At 61.6% G+C, this 16668-nt stretch carries 14 protein-coding genes; 4 read left to right on the top strand and 10 right to left on the bottom strand.

The features are described from left to right. Window positions 1-69: 69 nt before the first annotated feature. Window positions 70-1197 carry a cytochrome c oxidase subunit II gene (gene coxB, locus TK06_RS20515; protein ID WP_053126998.1) on the bottom strand — a complete coding sequence of 376 codons (1128 nt, stop codon included), beginning with the start codon at window positions 1195-1197 and terminating at the stop codon, window positions 70-72. Window positions 1198-1569: 372 nt separating this feature from the next. On the opposite strand from coxB, the gene TK06_RS20510 reads away from it, so the two are divergent. Beyond that, window positions 1570-2220, top strand: coding sequence for a hypothetical protein (locus tag TK06_RS20510; protein ID WP_063323566.1), 651 nt, complete (start codon window positions 1570-1572; stop codon window positions 2218-2220). A gap of 162 nt (window positions 2221-2382) precedes the next feature. Here the strand turns inward: TK06_RS20510 and TK06_RS20505 are convergent, their stop codons facing one another. The 3 genes from TK06_RS20505 to TK06_RS20495 all read right to left on the bottom strand — a co-directional run bounded on the left by TK06_RS20505 (window position 2383) and on the right by TK06_RS20495 (window position 5981). After that, the gene (locus TK06_RS20505; RefSeq protein ID WP_063323565.1) at window positions 2383-3909 is read right to left on the bottom strand and encodes a SulP family inorganic anion transporter; all 1527 of its coding nucleotides are present in this window, start codon (window positions 3907-3909) and stop codon (window positions 2383-2385) included. Between the two features lie 88 nt (window positions 3910-3997). Continuing rightward, complete coding sequence (locus TK06_RS20500) at window positions 3998-4729, bottom strand: carbonic anhydrase (protein WP_063323564.1); 732 nt, start codon at window positions 4727-4729, stop codon at window positions 3998-4000. A gap of 193 nt (window positions 4730-4922) precedes the next feature. Then, window positions 4923-5981, bottom strand: coding sequence for a PA0069 family radical SAM protein (locus TK06_RS20495; protein ID WP_063323563.1), 1059 nt, complete (start codon window positions 5979-5981; stop codon window positions 4923-4925). A gap of 186 nt (window positions 5982-6167) precedes the next feature. Between TK06_RS20495 and TK06_RS20490 the strand changes: the two genes are divergently transcribed. Continuing rightward, on the top strand, window positions 6168-6848 hold the full coding sequence (locus tag TK06_RS20490) for a tyrosine-protein phosphatase (RefSeq protein ID WP_063323562.1): 681 nt from the start codon (window positions 6168-6170) through the stop codon (window positions 6846-6848). Here TK06_RS20490 and TK06_RS20485 read toward each other — a convergent pair. The 3 genes from TK06_RS20485 to prlC all read right to left on the bottom strand — a co-directional run bounded on the left by TK06_RS20485 (window position 6790) and on the right by prlC (window position 11310). Continuing rightward, complete coding sequence (locus tag TK06_RS20485; RefSeq protein WP_063323561.1) at window positions 6790-8841, bottom strand: M3 family metallopeptidase; 2052 nt, start codon at window positions 8839-8841, stop codon at window positions 6790-6792. The two genes, TK06_RS20490 and TK06_RS20485, sit on opposite strands and share 59 nt — an antisense overlap. Window positions 8842-8956: 115 nt before the next feature. Next, a complete protein-coding gene (locus TK06_RS20480; protein ID WP_018600854.1) occupies window positions 8957-9235 on the bottom strand; it encodes a YheV family putative zinc ribbon protein in 279 nt (92 codons plus the stop codon). Then, on the bottom strand, window positions 9232-11310 hold the full coding sequence (gene prlC / locus TK06_RS20475) for an oligopeptidase A (protein WP_170862086.1): 2079 nt from the start codon (window positions 11308-11310) through the stop codon (window positions 9232-9234). The genes TK06_RS20480 and prlC overlap by 4 nt, the downstream gene beginning before the upstream one ends. 72 nt (window positions 11311-11382) lie before the next feature. Between prlC and TK06_RS20470 the strand changes: the two genes are divergently transcribed. Beyond that, the gene (locus TK06_RS20470; RefSeq protein WP_063323560.1) at window positions 11383-11934 is read left to right on the top strand and encodes a gamma carbonic anhydrase family protein; all 552 of its coding nucleotides are present in this window, start codon (window positions 11383-11385) and stop codon (window positions 11932-11934) included. Between the two features lie 177 nt (window positions 11935-12111). Then, entirely contained in the window at window positions 12112-12762 is a 651-nt protein-coding gene (locus TK06_RS20465; RefSeq protein ID WP_063323559.1) for an HAD family hydrolase, read from the top strand. Between the two features lie 70 nt (window positions 12763-12832). Here TK06_RS20465 and TK06_RS20460 read toward each other — a convergent pair whose 3' ends face one another. The 3 genes from TK06_RS20460 to TK06_RS20450 form a co-directional block, all read right to left on the bottom strand. Beyond that, window positions 12833-13825, bottom strand: a complete 993-nt coding sequence (locus TK06_RS20460) for an AraC family transcriptional regulator (protein WP_063323558.1) — start codon at window positions 13823-13825, stop codon at window positions 12833-12835. A 187-nt stretch (window positions 13826-14012) separates the two neighbouring features. Then, window positions 14013-15017 carry an asparaginase gene (locus TK06_RS20455; RefSeq protein ID WP_063323557.1) on the bottom strand — a complete coding sequence of 335 codons (1005 nt, stop codon included), beginning with the start codon at window positions 15015-15017 and terminating at the stop codon, window positions 14013-14015. Between the two features lie 135 nt (window positions 15018-15152). After that, entirely contained in the window at window positions 15153-16604 is a 1452-nt protein-coding gene (locus TK06_RS20450; RefSeq protein WP_063323556.1) for an alanine/glycine:cation symporter family protein, read from the bottom strand. Window positions 16605-16668 lie beyond the last annotated feature (64 nt).

The raw sequence follows: 16668 nt of genomic DNA, 5'->3' as shown, positions 1-16668 counted from the left end.
CGAACGAGTGGGCTGGACGGCGCGGGGCAATGAGCCCCGACCGGTTGCGGGAACACACGTCAGGACGGCTCATTGGCTTTCTGCCTGTTTGAGTTCCAGCACTTCTTTGGGCGTCACCATGTCGCCCTTGTTGTTGCCCCAGGCGTTGCGTTCATAGGTCACGACCGCGGCGATATCGACTTCCGACAACTGTTTGCCGAACGCGGCCATGGAGGTGCCGGGTTTGCCGTGGAAGACAATGTTCAGGTGATCCTTGATCGGCCCGGTGGCGATTTTCGAGCCCTTGAGTGCTGGGAACATTGGCGGCAGGCCCTGGCCTTCGGCCTGGTGACAAGCCACGCAGGTGGTGTGGTAGACCTTGTCGCCGCGCTCAACGAGTTCTTCGCGCGTCCATTCCTTACTGGTCAATTCTTTAAGCTGCGCGGCTTCGGCCTTGCGCTCACCCAGCCATTTCTCATAGTCGGGCTTGCTCTTGACCTCCACCACGATCGGCATGAAGCCGTGGTCCTTGCCGCACAGCTCGGCGCATTGGCCACGGTACAGGCCGGGCTTGTCGACGCGGGTCCAGGCTTCGTTGACGAACCCGGGGATCGCATCGCGCTTGACCGCGAAGGCCGGCACCCACCAGGAGTGGATCACGTCGGCGGAGGTCACCAAAAAGCGCACCTTGGCATCGACCGGAAGCACCAGCGGCTTGTCGACCTCCAACAGGTAGTGCTCGCCCTTGGCGCTCTGGTTATGGATCTGTTCGGCGGGGGTGGCCAGGTTGCTGAAGAACTCGACGTCCTGGCCCAGGTACTTGTAGTGCCACTTCCATTGATAGCCGGTGACCTGGATATCGATGTCCGATTCACTGGAGTCGTACATCTTGATCAGGGTGGCGGTGGCCGGAATCGCCATCAGCACCAGGATCACGAAGGGTACGATGGTCCAGAGGATTTCGACGCGGGTGTTTTCGTGGAAATGCGCGGCATTTTGGCCGGTTGAGCGGCGGTGCATCATCATCGACCAGAACATGGCGCCGAAGACGATGATGCCGATGACCACACAGATCCAGAAAATGGTCATGTGCAGGTCGAACACTGCGTTGCTGATCTGTGTCGCTCCAGGCGCCATATTCACAGTCCAGGCCGCTTGCGCCTGGCTGAAAATCGACCACAACAGGAGGCCCATCCATACGTGTGGATGTCGCGTCATTGCGGGTTCCCCTTATCGTTCTTGTTATCCCGTAGGCGTAAAGCCTGCGGCAAGGGATCGGCTATTCAGACTGCTTAATTGACTCGCCGCGCCTTGCTGCACATGCAATCGGGTGTCATCAGCTAACTCCATTCCAAACCGAGTATAGACAGCACCTGCAACCTCGCAACGCGATGGCGTAAATCGTTTGAAACAGCCGGGGCTTGCGCTAGAGCCCACGAATGGAGAAGGATGCGACCTGAGTGATGGCAAATCGATATAACTGCGGCGTAGCAAGGAAGCGACAGTTATGAAAAATAGGTCTTAGGAGTGTTTTTGCGCCAGCTAAGTTATGTCTTCCCTATTTCATTGCCTTTGTTTCCTGGAGTTGTCATGAACACCGCCGCATTGCGCGAGCAGATCCAAAAAGCCCAACAACACGAGGCCGAAACCGGCCAGTTGACTCGTCAGTTGACGGCCCAACTGCCGAACCTGCACCGAGCCATTCAATTGCCGGACGCGGACGCCAACGACGTCCTGGCGCGTTTTGTCGCCGCTTACATTGAGGAAGTACCCGACCTGCTGGATGCAGCCAATGACGTCGCCAGGGAGGCGGGTATCGAGTCGCAGATCAAACCGGTATTGAAGATTGCCGAACAGTACTTCCTCCAGCCGCCGACCATCATGGCCGGGCATGTCGGGCTCGACAGCCTTCTGGACGAAGCCTACCTGGCACATCGGTTCGTCGAAGAGGTCAACGACCTGTATATCAAGCATTTCGGCCAGCCATTGATCCCCTTGGACATGACGGTCGCCAATCTGATCGCTCACCAGTTGATCGGTGAGGCATTTGCCAACCAACTCGATGAAGTGGTCCATCACACGTTCGATGAGATGCTCAACGACGAGACGTTTGCATTGGAGTCGGTAGAAACCTACCGCGAGAAGCTCAGTAGCCCGCAAACCGGCGCGGCCTGGAAGCGCTGGCCGTGCATGTCCCGTCGTCTGGGCGTTGGGCTGGAGCTGGATCAGCCGGCGGCTTGATGGGCCACTCAAGAAAATAGCGGCCCCCGTGGCGAGGGAGCTTGCTCCCGCTCGAGTGCGAAGCACTCACAAAAATGGGCCTGCTGCGCAGTCCAGCGGGAGCAAGCTCCCTCGCCACAATGAATCAAGCAAACCTTGAGTGAGCGGTTGCCTGTGGGAGCGTCAGGCAGAAGCCGCGCCAACCCCCACGGTCGTGCGCAACCGCCCCTCCAACCTGCGCTTGAGCCCGCGGGATTCGATCAGCAGCTTCGAACCCTTGCTGGCATTCGCCCGGCCCCATTCTTCCAGTAGCTCCAGGCACGAGTGATCGATGTAGCTCAGGTTATTGAGCGGCACATGCACGGTCGCGCCTGTCGGTATGCTGCCCAGCACTTGGGTCAGCGCCGGCACCTTGAGGAAGGTCGCCGCTCCGACCAGTCGCAGTTCCATTTCGCCTTCCTGGGGCAGGTCGATCAGGCTGATTTTCAGCCGTGAGGCTTTCCAGGCCAGTTTCGCCAGGGTCAGGCCGAAGCCGATCAGCACACCGGTCAGCAGGTCGGTGAAGATGATCGCCAACGCCGTCGCGGCGTAAACGAACATCGGCATCCGGCCATAACGGCCCAGGCCGCGAAACGCCTTGAGGTCCACCAGTTTGAAACCGGTGTACACCAGCACGCCCGCCAGGCTCGCCACCGGAATGCTTTGCAGCACGCTGGATAGCAACAACACGAACAGCAGCAACCACAGGCCGTGGAAAATCGTCGACATCCTCGTGGTAGCCCCAGCTTGGACGTTGGCCGAGCTGCGCACGATCACCCCAGTCATCGGCAGGGCGCCGAGCAGGCCGCAGAGCATGTTGCCGATACCTTGGGCCGACAGTTCGCGGTCGAAGTCCGCACGATCACCGCTGTGCATACGGTCCACGGCGGCTGCCGACAGCAGGGTTTCGGCGCTGGCAATGAAGGCGACAGCGAAGGCGGCGATCAGCAGCGTCGGGTCGGCCAGGTTCAACAGGTCCGCCGGGCGCAACCAATCAATGGCTTCGGCGAGGTTCTCCGGGACTTCCACCCGTTTGACCTGCAAGGCTAGCAGCAGGCTGGCGATGGTCGCCAGGCCCACCCCAAGCAAGGCGCCGGGAATGAAGCGCAGGCTGTGAGGGCGAAACTTCTCCCACAACCACATCACCGCAATCGTCGACAAACCAAGCAAGCCGGCCTGCCAGCCGAAGGACGGCAAGGCCTGGGCCACCGCCGCCGGGAACGCCGCGAGGTTATCCAGCCCTGACGGCTTGGGCGCGGCGTCGAGCATCACATGGACCTGGGACAATACGATCAGCACGCCGATACCCGCCAGCATCCCGTACACCACCGCAGGCGCGGTGACCCGGAACCAGCAGCCGAGGCGAAAGCGCCCGGCCAACAATTGCAACAGACCGGCCAGCAACAGGATCGGCCCGAGCATTGCCACGCCATGCTGGCGCACCAATTCGAAGACCAACACCGCCAACCCGGCGGCCGGGCCACTGACTTGCAGCTTGGAACCTGCCAGGAAACCCACCACCAGGCCACCGATGATGCCGGTGATCAGGCCTTTGGCCGGTGGCAGGCCGGACGCGATGGCAATGCCCATGCACAAGGGCAGCGCCACCAGAAACACCACCACCGAAGCCAATAGCTCCCGTGGCAGAACAGCTTTTAATTGAGCACGCATGGCGACTCTCCCGAAGTTTTCTTCAGGCATGGCGAGGCCCTACCGCGCAAATGGCGGCAAGGCTTGAACCACACAAGTTTAGGAGTGGTTAGAAGCGCGCTTTGGGCGTCGCCACCGGTATCGGATGGCTGCCATCGAGCGGCAGGAAACGTCCCTGGTCCGCGTCATAGGCTTTGATCTCGCTGGTCTCGATGTTGTACACCCAGCCATGGATGAACAGCTGACCATTGGCCATGCGCGATGCGACCGAGGGATGCGTTCGCAAATGCTGCAGCTGTGCGATCACGTTCTCTTCGGTGAGGATCGGCATGGTCTGTTTTTCGTCGCCACACGGACAGTTGTCGTGGACCATGGTCTTGGCCACTTCGGCGTGGCGCAGCCAGGCCTTGACCGTGGGCATTTTTTCCAGGGTGTCCGGGTTGAGCACGGCACGCATGGCGCCGCAATCGGAATGGCCGCAGACAATGATGTGCTGCACGCCGAGGGCCAGTACGGCGTATTCGATGGCGGTGGAGACGCCGCCGTTCATTTGCCCATAAGGTGGAACGACGTTGCCGACGTTACGGGTCACGAACAGGTCGCCGGGTGAGCTATGGGTGATCAACTCGGGCACGATGCGCGAGTCGGCGCAGGTGATGAACATCGCCCGGGGTTTCTGGGCGGTGGCGAGTTTCTTGAAGAGCTCTTCCTGTTGCGGAAAGATCTCGTGATGGAAATGCAAAAAGCCGTCAACAATATGCTGCAGCGCTGCATCGGCGGTTTCCGCCTCGGGTTGGGCTGAAGCCGACGCAGCCAACGGCTGTTTATCCTTGTCACTCATGATTCATCCTCTTTGACGGAACCAGTGGCTAAAACATCCAGGTCGACATGTTCGACCCGTCAGTCACTCGAAGAACAAGGTAGCGGCCGAAACTTAACTCAAACTGAAATCGAAGGCTCTAGGACAACGATTACAGGGGTGGCGAAACACTGGCGCAGTTCATGTCCAGCAGCCGTTCCAAGGTCAACTTTAATCAAATCAAAGACATCTGTCGGCCCGGCGGACAGAAGGCATCGCAATCCAGATTGTATCCGTCGCGGCGCTCCAGCCCCAAGCGCTTGAGTGCCTTGACGAAACGCTGGGCCAGCAGGTCGGCGAACGGGCCTTCACCGCGCATCCGCGCACCGAAGCGACTGTCATACAACTCGCCGCCGCGGCTCTGGCGGACCAGGCTCAACACATGGGCGGCGCGCTGCGGGTAGTGCGCCTGCAACCAATCCTCGAACAGCGGCGCGACTTCCAGCGGCAGGCGCAGCATGACGTAGGCGGCATTCTGCGCGCCGGCGGCGTGGGCTTCGGTCAGCAGGCTCTCGATCTCGCTGTCATTGATCATCGGGATCATCGGTGCACACAGCACCCCCACGGCAATGCCCGCCTCGCGCATGACCTTGATCGCACGCAACCGCGCCTTGGGCGCTGCCGCGCGGGGTTCGAGAATACGCTTGAGCTCATCGTCCAGGGTGGTGAGGCTGATCATCACGTGCACCAGGCGTTGTTGCGCCAGCTCGGTCAGCAGGTCCAGGTCGCGCAGGATCAGCGAACCCTTGGTGACGATGGTCACCGGATGCCGATAGCGCAGCAGCACCTCGAGAATCCGGCGGGTGATCCGTTGTTCACGCTCGATAGGCTGATAGGGATCGGTGTTGGACCCCAGCGCGATCGGTGCGCATTGATAGCCGCGCCGGGACAATTGCTCTTCGAGCACATCGGCGGCATTGCTCTTGGCGATCAGCTTCGTTTCGAAATCCAGCCCCGGCGACATGTCCCAATAGGCATGGCTGGGCCGCGCATAGCAGTAGATGCAGCCGTGTTCGCAGCCTCGGTACGGGTTGATCGAGCGGTCGAAGGGGATATCGGACGAGGTGTTGCGGGTAATGATGGTCTTGGCCATTTCGATGCGCACTTCGGTGCCCTGGGTCGGCGGGACTTCCTGATACCAGCCGTCGTCCTCGGTCACCGAGCGGCTCGGGGCAAAGCGATTGTGCGGGTTGGCAGCGGTGCCGCGACCGCGCGGCGGCAGAGAGGCTGACATGGCGATACTCCAATAGCTGTATGTTCATACAGTATTCGCTGCCTTCCATTTAGGCCAGTGCCATTCAGCAGCCCGATGGGCACCCGGTGCGCAATTCACAACACTTTGACATCCTCCTTACGGGGTTTTAACCGGAGCGAGCCGAAACTGGCCGTCTCGTACTCTTTCGCTCCTGGTCGCTCCTGCATGTTCAAGTTATGTACCCGTTCACTGCTCTGCCTGGCCTTGCTCGTCGGACTCGCCGAATCCCCGGTCCAGGCGGATGATGCCGCCGGGACGAGGCCTGCTGAATGGGCCCGGCCAGTGGAAAAGGACTACAACCTTTACCAGATGTCCCCCACGCTCTACCGCAGCTCCTTGCCGGACGGCGGGGCCTTGCCCCTGCTGAGCAAACTCAGGATCGGCACGGTCATTACCTTCCTGCCGGAGTCGGATAAGCGCTGGCTGTCCACCCCCGGCATCGAGCAAGTGCAGTTGCCCTATCGCACCAACCATGTCGACGACAGTGACATTCTCCGGGCCCTGCGCGCCGTCCAGGCTGCCGAGGCCAAGGGGCCGGTGCTGATGCACTGCAAGCACGGCTCGGATCGCACCGGGCTGGTGGCCGCCATGTACCGGGTGGTCGTTCAGGGCTGGAGCAAGGAAGACGCCCTGAACGAAATGACAGAGGGCGGCTTCGGTGACAGCCATCACTTCAAGGATGGCGTTCGCTACATGATGCAGGCCGATGTGGAAAAACTTCGCACGGCATTGGCGAACGGCGACTGCAGCACCAGCGTGTTTGCCCTGTGCTCACTGGAAAGCTGGGTCAATTCAACGACGACGGCGCGACACCTCGATCCTCAGGTTTTGCAGCCGGAGCATTGATCGGCGATGGGCCGATAAAGGCGGCGATGGATTCGGACAGTGGCCGCGAGTCGCCCGGACCAAACACGGTTTCGCGCAGTGCCCGGCCTGTCGCCGGGTTGAACAGGCCGTCGCGCTTGAACCGCTCGAACACGCTGAGGGCCCATTCCTTCGACCAGGAATAGGCGTAAATCCTCGCCGCATAACCGGTCACCATATAGTCCAGGCCATTGGGCCAGCGTTCGTTCGCGAACGAGGGCAAATGCCCCGTGTGCGCGTTGACCTGGTCGAACACCTGCTGGACGCTACGCCCGTCGCCGTGGGTCCGATGCAGCTCCATATCGAATAACGCATTGCGCAACAGTAAGGCGGTTTCCCAACTGGCCTGAGTATTGGCGAAGGTCAGCAGTTGATCAGCGACCTTCTCCGGCATCGCCGCACCGGTTTGGTAGTGCTTCGACACGCGGACCAGGCATGGCTTGGAGAAACACCATTGTTCCAACAGCATGCCGGCAAACTCGGACGTATCGCGGGATAGATCGGTGATGCCCGAAATCTCGCGGTACTCGGCCCGGGTCAGCAGATGATGCAGGCAATGGCCGAACTCATGAAACAAAATGCGCAACTGCAGGTGGTCGAGCACGGCTGGCTGGTCACCCGAGCCGCGCGGCAGCCAGCCATGCAGGATTGCGATAGGGTGCCGAGGCCGGCCTTCGGCGGTGATGGAGCGGTTTCGCAGGGTGGTGGTATTGGGGTAGCCGTTGCGGTTCGCGTCGTCGAACGGATCGAAATACAGGTAGCCGATGAGCTGATCCCATTCACGAACTTCGAAAAGCCGCACCTCCGGATGCCAGGTGGCAACGTCCTGACGCTCGATGAAATCCACCCCGAACAGCTCCGTTGCGATCAGCAGCAGTTGTGCAAATGTCGACGCCAAGGGGAACCAGGCACTGAGCGCATGTCGGGAGGTTCCCGCCGCCTGCTGGCGAAGCTTTTCCGTCAGGAACGGATAATCCCAAGGTTGCAGCTCGCTGAAACCATGCAGGCGGGCAAAGGCCTTGAGCTGTTCGGTGTCTTTGGCAAAAGCGCTTTGGTGCAGGGCGAGTTGCCCGCGCAAGAATGCCGTGACCTGCTCGGCCGATTCGGCTTGTTCTGGCTCGAGCGCCATTTGGGCGAAATTCGCGTAGCCGAGTGCTGTCGCGTACTGGTGTCGATCATCGAGCAATTGTTGGAGAACCTTGCCGTTATCGAACTGGCCGGCGTGGGGCCCCTGGTCCGATGCGCGGGTGCTGTAGGCCACGTACAGTGCTTGGCGCAAAAGGCGATTGTCGGCGTAACCCGTGACGATGCCAAATGACTCGTCGCTGAGGGCCAGCCGCCATCCGGTGTGCCCAGCCTCGCGCGCCTGGCGGGCCATCTGCTGCTTGAAAGCCGACGGCAGGCCGCTCAACTCGCTTTCATCGTCGAAGGTTTTGCTCCAGGCGTTATTGGCCTTGTGCAGGTTCTCCAGAAACTGTTGTTGAGCCTCTTTGATGCGGCGCTTCAAGGCGTCCAGGTCGGGCCGCGACGTGTGCGCCAGACCGTTCTGGCGAAATTGTCGGAGGATTTTTTCCAGGACGCGTGTGCGCGCCGGTTCGAAATGCTGGGCGATCTGGCTGTCTGCCAGGCGCTGATAAAGTTGGAACAGTTCCGGATGCTGCCTCAGCCAGCGCTGGAAATCATGCAGCCGCGCCGTGCAGTCCAATGAAGCCTGCGTCCATGCGTCCCCGCTTCGGGCCGAGGCCAGAAGGTCCAGTAGGGCGTCGAAACCTTCCAATCGCGTGTGGATTTCATCCATGGCCAGCACCAGGTCGTCCCAGGTGGGAAACGCTGCCTGGGTCTTGATGATATGGGCGACTTGGGCACGGCTCTCGGCCAGGATCCGGTCAAGGGCCGGTGAGAAATGCCTGGCTTTGATTCGGTCGAAAGGGGGCAGATCGTAGGCCTGCAACAGCGGGTTGTCAGCGTGGGGCATGGAAGCCTTCCTGTCAGTGGACTTGATGAACAAGTCTGGGCAGGAAGGCCGTAAGCCCTGCGGTATATATGTACCGCTTCCGGGCCGGGCGGCCCGGAAGGTGATGCCGCAGATGTCAGTCGGTTTTTTTCTTCAACTTGGGGTTGGGGAAAAACTGCACCGCCTGGACCTTGGCGTCCGGCGCCTTGAGCGCCGAGGTATTGACCCGGGTGCCCAATTCCTTGGGCACCGACAGGCCTTGCTCGTTGAGTGTGTCGGAATAACCGCAGGCCACACATTCACGGTGCGGTACGCCGTCTTCGTTCCACATCATCAATTTGTCCGGCTCGCTGCAGGCCGGGCAGACCGCCCCGGCGATAAAGCGTCGCTTGGTAATCACAGGTCCCTCACTCATGCTGCCGCGTCCTCGGTCAGGCCGCTGTGGCGCAAGAGTGCGTCAATCGACGGCTCACGGCCACGGAAGTCGACGAACAGCACCATCGGCTCCTGGGAACCGCCACGGGCCAGGATCGCCTCGCGGAAGGCGCGACCGGTGTCGGCGTTGAGCACGCCGTCCTCTTCGAACTTGGAGAATGCATCGGCTGATAGCACTTCCGCCCACTTGTAGCTGTAATAGCCCGCCGCGTAACCGCCAGCGAAGATGTGGGCGAAGCTGTTAGGGAAACGGTTGTAGGCCGGCGGACGCATGACCGACACCTCGTCGCGCACGCCTTCGAGCACTTGCGCCACGCTGCGGCCGTCACCGTGAGTGGCGTGCAGCTCGAAGTCGAACAGCGAGAACTCCAGCTGACGGACCATCATCAGGCCGGACTGGAAGTTTTTCGCCGCGAGCATTTTCTCCAGCAGGTCCTGGGGCAACGGTTCGCCGGTTTCGTAGTGGCCGGAAATCAGCGCCAGGCCTTCGGGTTCCCAGCACCAGTTTTCCATGAACTGGCTCGGCAGCTCCACGGCGTCCCAGGCCACGCCGTTGATGCCGGACACGCCGGCATGTTCGACGCGGGTCAGCAAGTGGTGCAGGCCATGGCCGAACTCGTGGAACAGGGTGGTGACTTCGTCGTGGGTCAGCAGCGCCGGCTTGCCGCTGTCGGCCGGGGTGAAGTTGCACACCAGGTTGGCGACCGGGCTTTGCAGGACGCCATCGATCGTACGGCGACGGTCGCGGGCGCCATCCATCCAGGCACCGCCACGCTTGTTGGCGCGGGCGTAGAGGTCGAAGAAGAAGCGGCCGACGTGCTGGCCGTTCTCCTTGATTTCGAACAGGCGCACGTCCGGGTGCCAGCTATCGAAACCTTTCAGTTCGGCGATCTCGATGCCATACAGACGCTGGACGATGGCGAACAGGCCGCTCAGGACCTTGTCGATCGGGAAGTAGGCGCGCAGGGCTTCCTGGGCCACGCTGTAACGCTGCTGGCGCAGTTTTTCACCGTAGAAGCCGCTGTCCCAGCTTTGCAGGTCGGGGCAGCCCTGTTCGGCGGCGAAGGCCTTGAGCTGTTCCAGGTCCAGGGCCGCGAACGGCTTGCTGCGCTTGGCCAAGTCACGCAGGAAACTGAGGACCTGGTCGCTGGACTCGGCCATCTTGGTCGCCAGGCTCAACTCGGCGAAGTTGGCGAAACCGAGCAATTGGGCCAGTTCCTGACGCAGGTCGAGGATCTGTTCCATCACCGGGCCGTTGTCGTTCTGGCCGGCGTTCGGGCCCTGGTCGGAGGCGCGGGTGCAGTAGGCGGCGTAGACTTCTTCGCGCAGGGCGCGGTCTTCGGCGTAGGTCATCACTGCGTAGTAGCTGGGGAATTCCAGGTTGATCAGCCAGCCGTCCAGCTCCTTGGCCTGGGCAGCGGCGGCCATTTGCGCCTTGGCCGAATCGGTCAGGCCAGCGAGGGCGGCTTCGTCAGTGACGTGCTTGGTCCAGGCCTGGGTCGCGTCCAGCAGTTGATTGGAGAAGCGGCTGCCCAGCTCGGACAGTTTGCTCTGCACCTCGGCGTAACGCTTCTGCTGCTCCGGTGGCAGGTCGATACCCGACAGGCGGAAGTCACGCAGGGAATGTTCCAGGATGGTTTTCTGCGCTACGTCGAAACCGGCGGCTTCAGGGCTGCTCGCCAGGGCTTCGAAGGCCTGGAACAGCTCGCGGTTCTGGCCCAGTTCGGTGGAGTAGGCACTGAGCGCTGGCAGGCAGGCCTCGTAGGCCTCGCGCAGTTCCGGGCTGTTGCGCACGGCGTTGAGGTGGCTCACCGGGCTCCAGGCGGCGCCCAGGCGATCATTGAGTTCGTCCATCGCCAATACCAGGCCGGCCCAGGTAGGCTGGCTGCCCTGGGTCTTGAGAATTTCAGCGATGGCGGCACGGTTGTCAGCCAGGATCTGCTCGATGGCCGGTTGCACGTGCTCGGCACGGATCGCCGAGAATGGCGGCAGGTCATAGGATTGCAAAAGAGGGTTGTTCACGCTCACGGTTGACACCTTGGCTGGAAGAAACATGGGCCCATCTTAATTACAATCGACGTTCACCGCAGCTAGCAGCACCTATCAGTAACAAAGAGAGAGCCTATCGTGACCCTTCGCACGTACCAGAATCACAGCCCGCAGTTAGCCCGTGGCGCTTTTGTCGACAGCACCGCGGTGGTGATCGGCGACGTCGAAATCGGCGAAGACAGCTCCGTCTGGCCGCTGACGGTCATTCGCGGCGACATGCACCGCATCCGCATCGGCGCCCGCACCAGTGTTCAGGACGGCTGCGTGCTGCACATCACCCATGCCGGGCCGTTCAATCCCGAGGGCTTCCCATTGCTGATCGGCGACGACGTGACCATCGCCCACAAAGTCATGCTCCATGGCTGCTCCGTGGGCAGCCGGATCCTGATCGGCATGGGCAGCATCGTCATGGACGGCGCGGTGGTCGAAGATGATGTGATCATCGGTGCTGGCAGCCTGGTGCCGCCGGGCAAACGTCTGGAAAGCGGCTTTTTGTATGTGGGCAGCCCGGTGAAGCAGGCCAGGCCGCTGACGGACAAGGAGCGCGCGTTCTTCACCTACAGTGCGGCGAACTACGTGAAGCTCAAGGACCTGCATCTGGCTGAAGGCTACGACCAGCCACAATCCTGACCGACCTGCCCGGGACCCTGTGGCGAGGGGATTTATCCCCGCTGGGCTGCGCAGCAGCCCTCTGAGGTGTGTCAGGTTGGATAGTTTTCAGCCTGATCGGGGCTGCTTCTCACCCCAGCGGGGATAAATCCCCTCGCCACAAAAGCATTCGAGCCCGTCCATTACTCTGGAACTGACATGCATTACCAAACCGTACTCTTCGACCTTGACGGCACCCTCACCGACCCCCGCGAGGGCATCACCCGTTCGATCCAGTTTGCCTTGAGCAAGCTGGGCATCGACGAACCCGACCTGAGCCGCCTCGAGCATTTCATCGGCCCACCGCTGTTGCAGGCCTTCATGCAGTTTTACGGCTTCGACGAAGCGAAGGCCTGGGAGGCGGTGAATTTCTATCGGGAGCGCTTCAAGGTCACTGGCCTATACGAAAATCGCGTCTTCGACGGCGTGATGCCACTGCTGGAAACCCTGGGCGGCCAAGGGCGCCAGTTGTACATCGCCACCTCCAAACCCTGGGTCTTCGCCCGGGAAATCGCCCGCCACTTCGACTTCGCCCGGCACTTCAAGGTGATCTACGGCAGCGAACTGGACGGCACCCGCACCAACAAAATCGAGCTGATCGCCCACCTGCTGGCCGAAGAAGGCCTCGACCCGGCCAGCACCCTGATGATCGGCGACCGCAAACACGACCTGATCGGCGCCCGCAGCAACGGCCTGGATGCGGCGGCGGTGGGGTATGGGTTTGGCAGCCGTGAAGAGTTGAGTGCAGAGAGTCCGGCTTATCATTTCCAGACGGTGGATGAATTGCACCGGGCGTTTTTGCGGGGCTGACTGGGCCTCAAGGTGCACACCACAGGTACTAGCCATATCCCGGTTCCCCCAAGCATTGGAAAGCGACGGTTCAAGGCCTGAACTGGCTGGGCGCCACGCCGCTCCAGCGCACGAAGGCGTGGCGGAAGCTGGCGGTTTCGCTGAAGCCCAGTCGTTCGGCGATTCGATAGATCGGCAATTGATCCTCGCAGAGCATCTGCTTGGCCCGTTCGAAGCGCAGTTCGTCCAGCAGTTCCTGGTAGCTGCAGCCCAGGTCCTTGAGGTGGCGTCGCAAGGTGCGTGCCGAGCAGTTCATTTGTTCGGCCAGGCCTTCCAGCCCGGGGGCGGCGTTCAGTTGGGCGTCGAGCAACTGGCGGATCCGTCCCAGCCAGGCCTGGCGTCCGGTGAATTCGGTGTTCTGCCGGCGGCAACGTTCGGCCATGGCGTGATGGGTGACGGGGTCGGCCAGGGGCAAGGGTTGGTCGAGCCAGTGACGCTCGAAGGCGAACGCGTTATCGACGCTGTCAAAGCGCACCGGGCAATCGAAGAGCGCGGCGTAGCGCGCCTGGTAATCGGGCGCCGGATGTTCGAAGCGTGCCGCACGCAAGGGCAGTGCATGACCAAGAAGGTCGTTACAGATGACCCTCAGCGAAACCATGCAGAACTCGGCATTGAACACCGCCAGGGCCGGATTCTCCCGATAATCGCTGGCGCTGAACCAGACGTACTGGCCGTCATCGTCCAGGTTCAGTTCGAAGAGTGTTCCCAATAGCGCCGGATAGCGCAGCGCCAGGCGCAAGGCGTCACCTAAGGTGGCACTGGTCAGCAGCGCATAGCCGAGCATGCCGTACGACGAAACGTGCATGCGCAGGCCCAGCCCCAGGCCGATGTCGCGCTTGAGGGCCACGGCGTTGGCGCAGACCTGCATCTCCTGGTTGGTGGTGATGCGCGTATCGGCCCGGCTCAGGTCCGCCGCGCTGATGCCGCTGCCGGCCAACAAGGCATCACTGGGCAAGCCTTCGCTTTTAAAGGTGCTCAGTACCAGTGAGACGGCGTTGAGGGTGGTGAGGTGGGAATGAAGCATGTCCGTTTCCAGCCTGGGGAAGCTGGAAACGGAGCAAGTTATATGCCGGACGCTTTGTGCTATGACACTGCAGTTGTGGCGAGGGAGCTTGCTCCCGCTCGGGCGCGCAGCGACCGCTGATCATTGGGAGCGCTTCGCGCTCCAGCGGGAGCAAGCTCCCTCGCCACAGGTTAGTGCGGAGCCTGGGTCAGGCGAGTTCGCCACACAGGTCCAGCTCAACCAGCCGTCGCACCTCTTCCACGGGCAACCCCGCGCCAATCAATGCCTGCAACTTGCCGAACGCGGCTTCACGGGTCATGCCGCCGCCGGACAGTACGCCAACGCCACGCAAGCGACTGCCAGCCTCGTAAACGTCCAGCTCGACGCCCCCTTCATGGCATTGGGTCACCGCCACGATGACCACACCGCTGTCCCGCGCCCGCTCGAGGCTGGCGAGGAAGGCCGGGTTGTCGCTCGGCCCGGTGCCGCTGCCGTAGCATTCCAGCACCAGACCCTGGATGCCGCTGCCCAGCAGGCCGTCCAGGATCTCGGCGCTGATGCCGGGAAACAGCGGTAGCGCTGCGATGTTCGCCAGTTGCTTGGGCTGGTTGTAATTCAACTGCGCCGGCAGCGAGGAGGCTTTGAGGCCGCCGCCCTGGCGTTCGAGGCGCTTGAACGGGTGACGACCAAAGCTGCGCACTTTCGCGCAACGGGTTGGCGCCAGCAGTTCACCATGGAAGTACAGATGCACACCCGGCGCCAGGCCTTGGCCGAGAGCGACCAGCGCACCGCTGAGGTTTTCCCAGGCGTCACTGTCGATTACGCCGGCAGGCAGCATGGAGCCGGTGAAGCAGACCCGCGCGTGCAGGCCCAGCAGTTGGAAACTCATCGCCGCGGCGCTGTAGGCCAGGGTGTCGGTGCCATGCAGGATCAGTACGCTGTCGCAGCCCTGCACATCCACGGCATCGACCACCGCTTCGCGCAGTTGCTGCCAGTAGGCCGGTGTCATGTTGGCGCTATCGATCAGCGGCGACATTTCCCGGAAGCGCCATTGCGGGACGACAAGTTCAGGTTGGCTGTGCAGGTAATCGCGCATCCGCGCTTCGAAACCGGATGCCGGGGCCAGGCCGTGGGCGCTGGCTTGCATGCCGATGGTGCCGCCGGTGTAGAGCACCATGACGTGCTGGGCGGCAGGGTAGGTCGAGCCATTCATGGGGTTGTTCTCCGAGGACGAAAACGGCAGCGTGGGTTAGCTGCCACAACATAAGGTCGAGCATGACGCCGACCTTAGGCTGTGTCACGCCGGACGCAGGGGATGCGTCCGGTTTTTACAAACAGCTTTTACCGATCAGCGTTGCGCTGCGGTCGCGCCAGCAACAGCGGCGTCAGGTTTGGCAACCGGCGCCGAGGGGCTGGCAGGCCAAGCCTTGCGGTCCAGATCCAGGTCCGGGAACTTGCTGGAATCGAACACAGGAGTCTTGATGCCGGCCGAACGCTGGTCATCGTAGTCACGCAGGATGCGCATGCCGACCTTGAACAGCAGGAACAGCGCGATCAGGTTCACGAACGCCAGCAGGGTCATGGTGATGTCGGCGAAGGCGAACACGGTGCTGAGGTTTTCGATGGCGCCCCAGAAAATCAGGACCAGGACCAGTGCGCGGTAGGCGATCAGGGCCTTGCGGTTTTCACCCAGCATGAAGCGCAGGTTGTTCTCGCCCAGGTAGTAGTTGTAGAGGATCGAGGTGAAGACGAACAGCGCCAAGGCTACAGAGATGAACATCCGGCCCCAGTCACCCACGACGGCCGCCAGGGAGTTCTGGGTCAGGGCAATGCCATCGCCTTCGAAACCTGGGGTGTAGAAGCCCGACAGCAGGATCAGCAGCGCGGTGCAGGTGCAGATCACGAAGGTGTCCAGGAACACGCTGAACGCCTGTACCACACCCTGGGCAACCGGGTGTTCGACCGACGCGACAGCAGCGACGTTAGGCGCACTGCCCAGGCCGGCTTCGTTGGCGAACACGCCACGCTTGACGCCCATGACGATGGCACTGCCGATCAGGCCGCCAAAGGCCTGGTCCAGGCCGAAGGCGCTCTTGACGATAGTCGCCAGCATGGCCGGTACGTGGTCGAATTGCAGCACGATCACGTAGATGGTCACGGCGATGTACGCCAGGGTCTTGACCGGTACCAGCAGGTCGGCGACCTTGGCGATACGCTTGATCCCGCCAATGAACACCAGGCCCAGCAGCACCGCCAGGCCCAGGCCGGTGTAGGTGGTGTCGAAGCCGAAGGCGTTGTTCAGCGAGTGGGTGACGGCATGGGCTTGCAGGCCGTTGAAGGCGAAGCCGAAGGTAACCAGCAGCAGGAACGCCATGATCATGCCCAACCAGCGCTTCTGCAGGCCGTGCTGGATGTAATAGGACGGGCCGCCGCGGAACTGGCCTTCGGAGTCGCAGCGCTTGTAGAGCTGGCCGAGGGAGCATTCGAAGAAGCTGCTGGACATGCCGACCAGCGCGGTCACCCACATCCAGAACACCGCACCAGGACCGCCGAGGGTCACGGCGATACCGACACCGGCGATGTTGCCCGCGCCGACACGACCGGCCAGGCTGAGCATCAGGGCCTGGAAGGAACTGAGCTGGTCAGTGCTGCTTTTCAGGCTGTCACGGAACACCGTGAACATATGAAAGAAATGACGGAACTGGACGAAACGCGAGCGGATCGTGAAGTAGCTTCCGAGCCCGACAATGAGCACGATCAGCACTTTCCCTGAGAGGAAGTCGTTGATGACTTCAAGCATGAGTATTCCTCGCTGTTTTTTGTTTAAGCAAATGCTGGCCATTTGGAAATATCGCGTTACATCG

Origin of the sequence: Pseudomonas fluorescens, from assembly GCF_001623525.1 — a bacterium.
GTDB classification, from domain to species: Bacteria; Pseudomonadota; Gammaproteobacteria; order Pseudomonadales; family Pseudomonadaceae; genus Aquipseudomonas; species Aquipseudomonas fluorescens_Q.
Note: the sequence above shows the minus strand (reverse complement) of the source record. Positions and strands in the feature narration are given on the sequence as shown.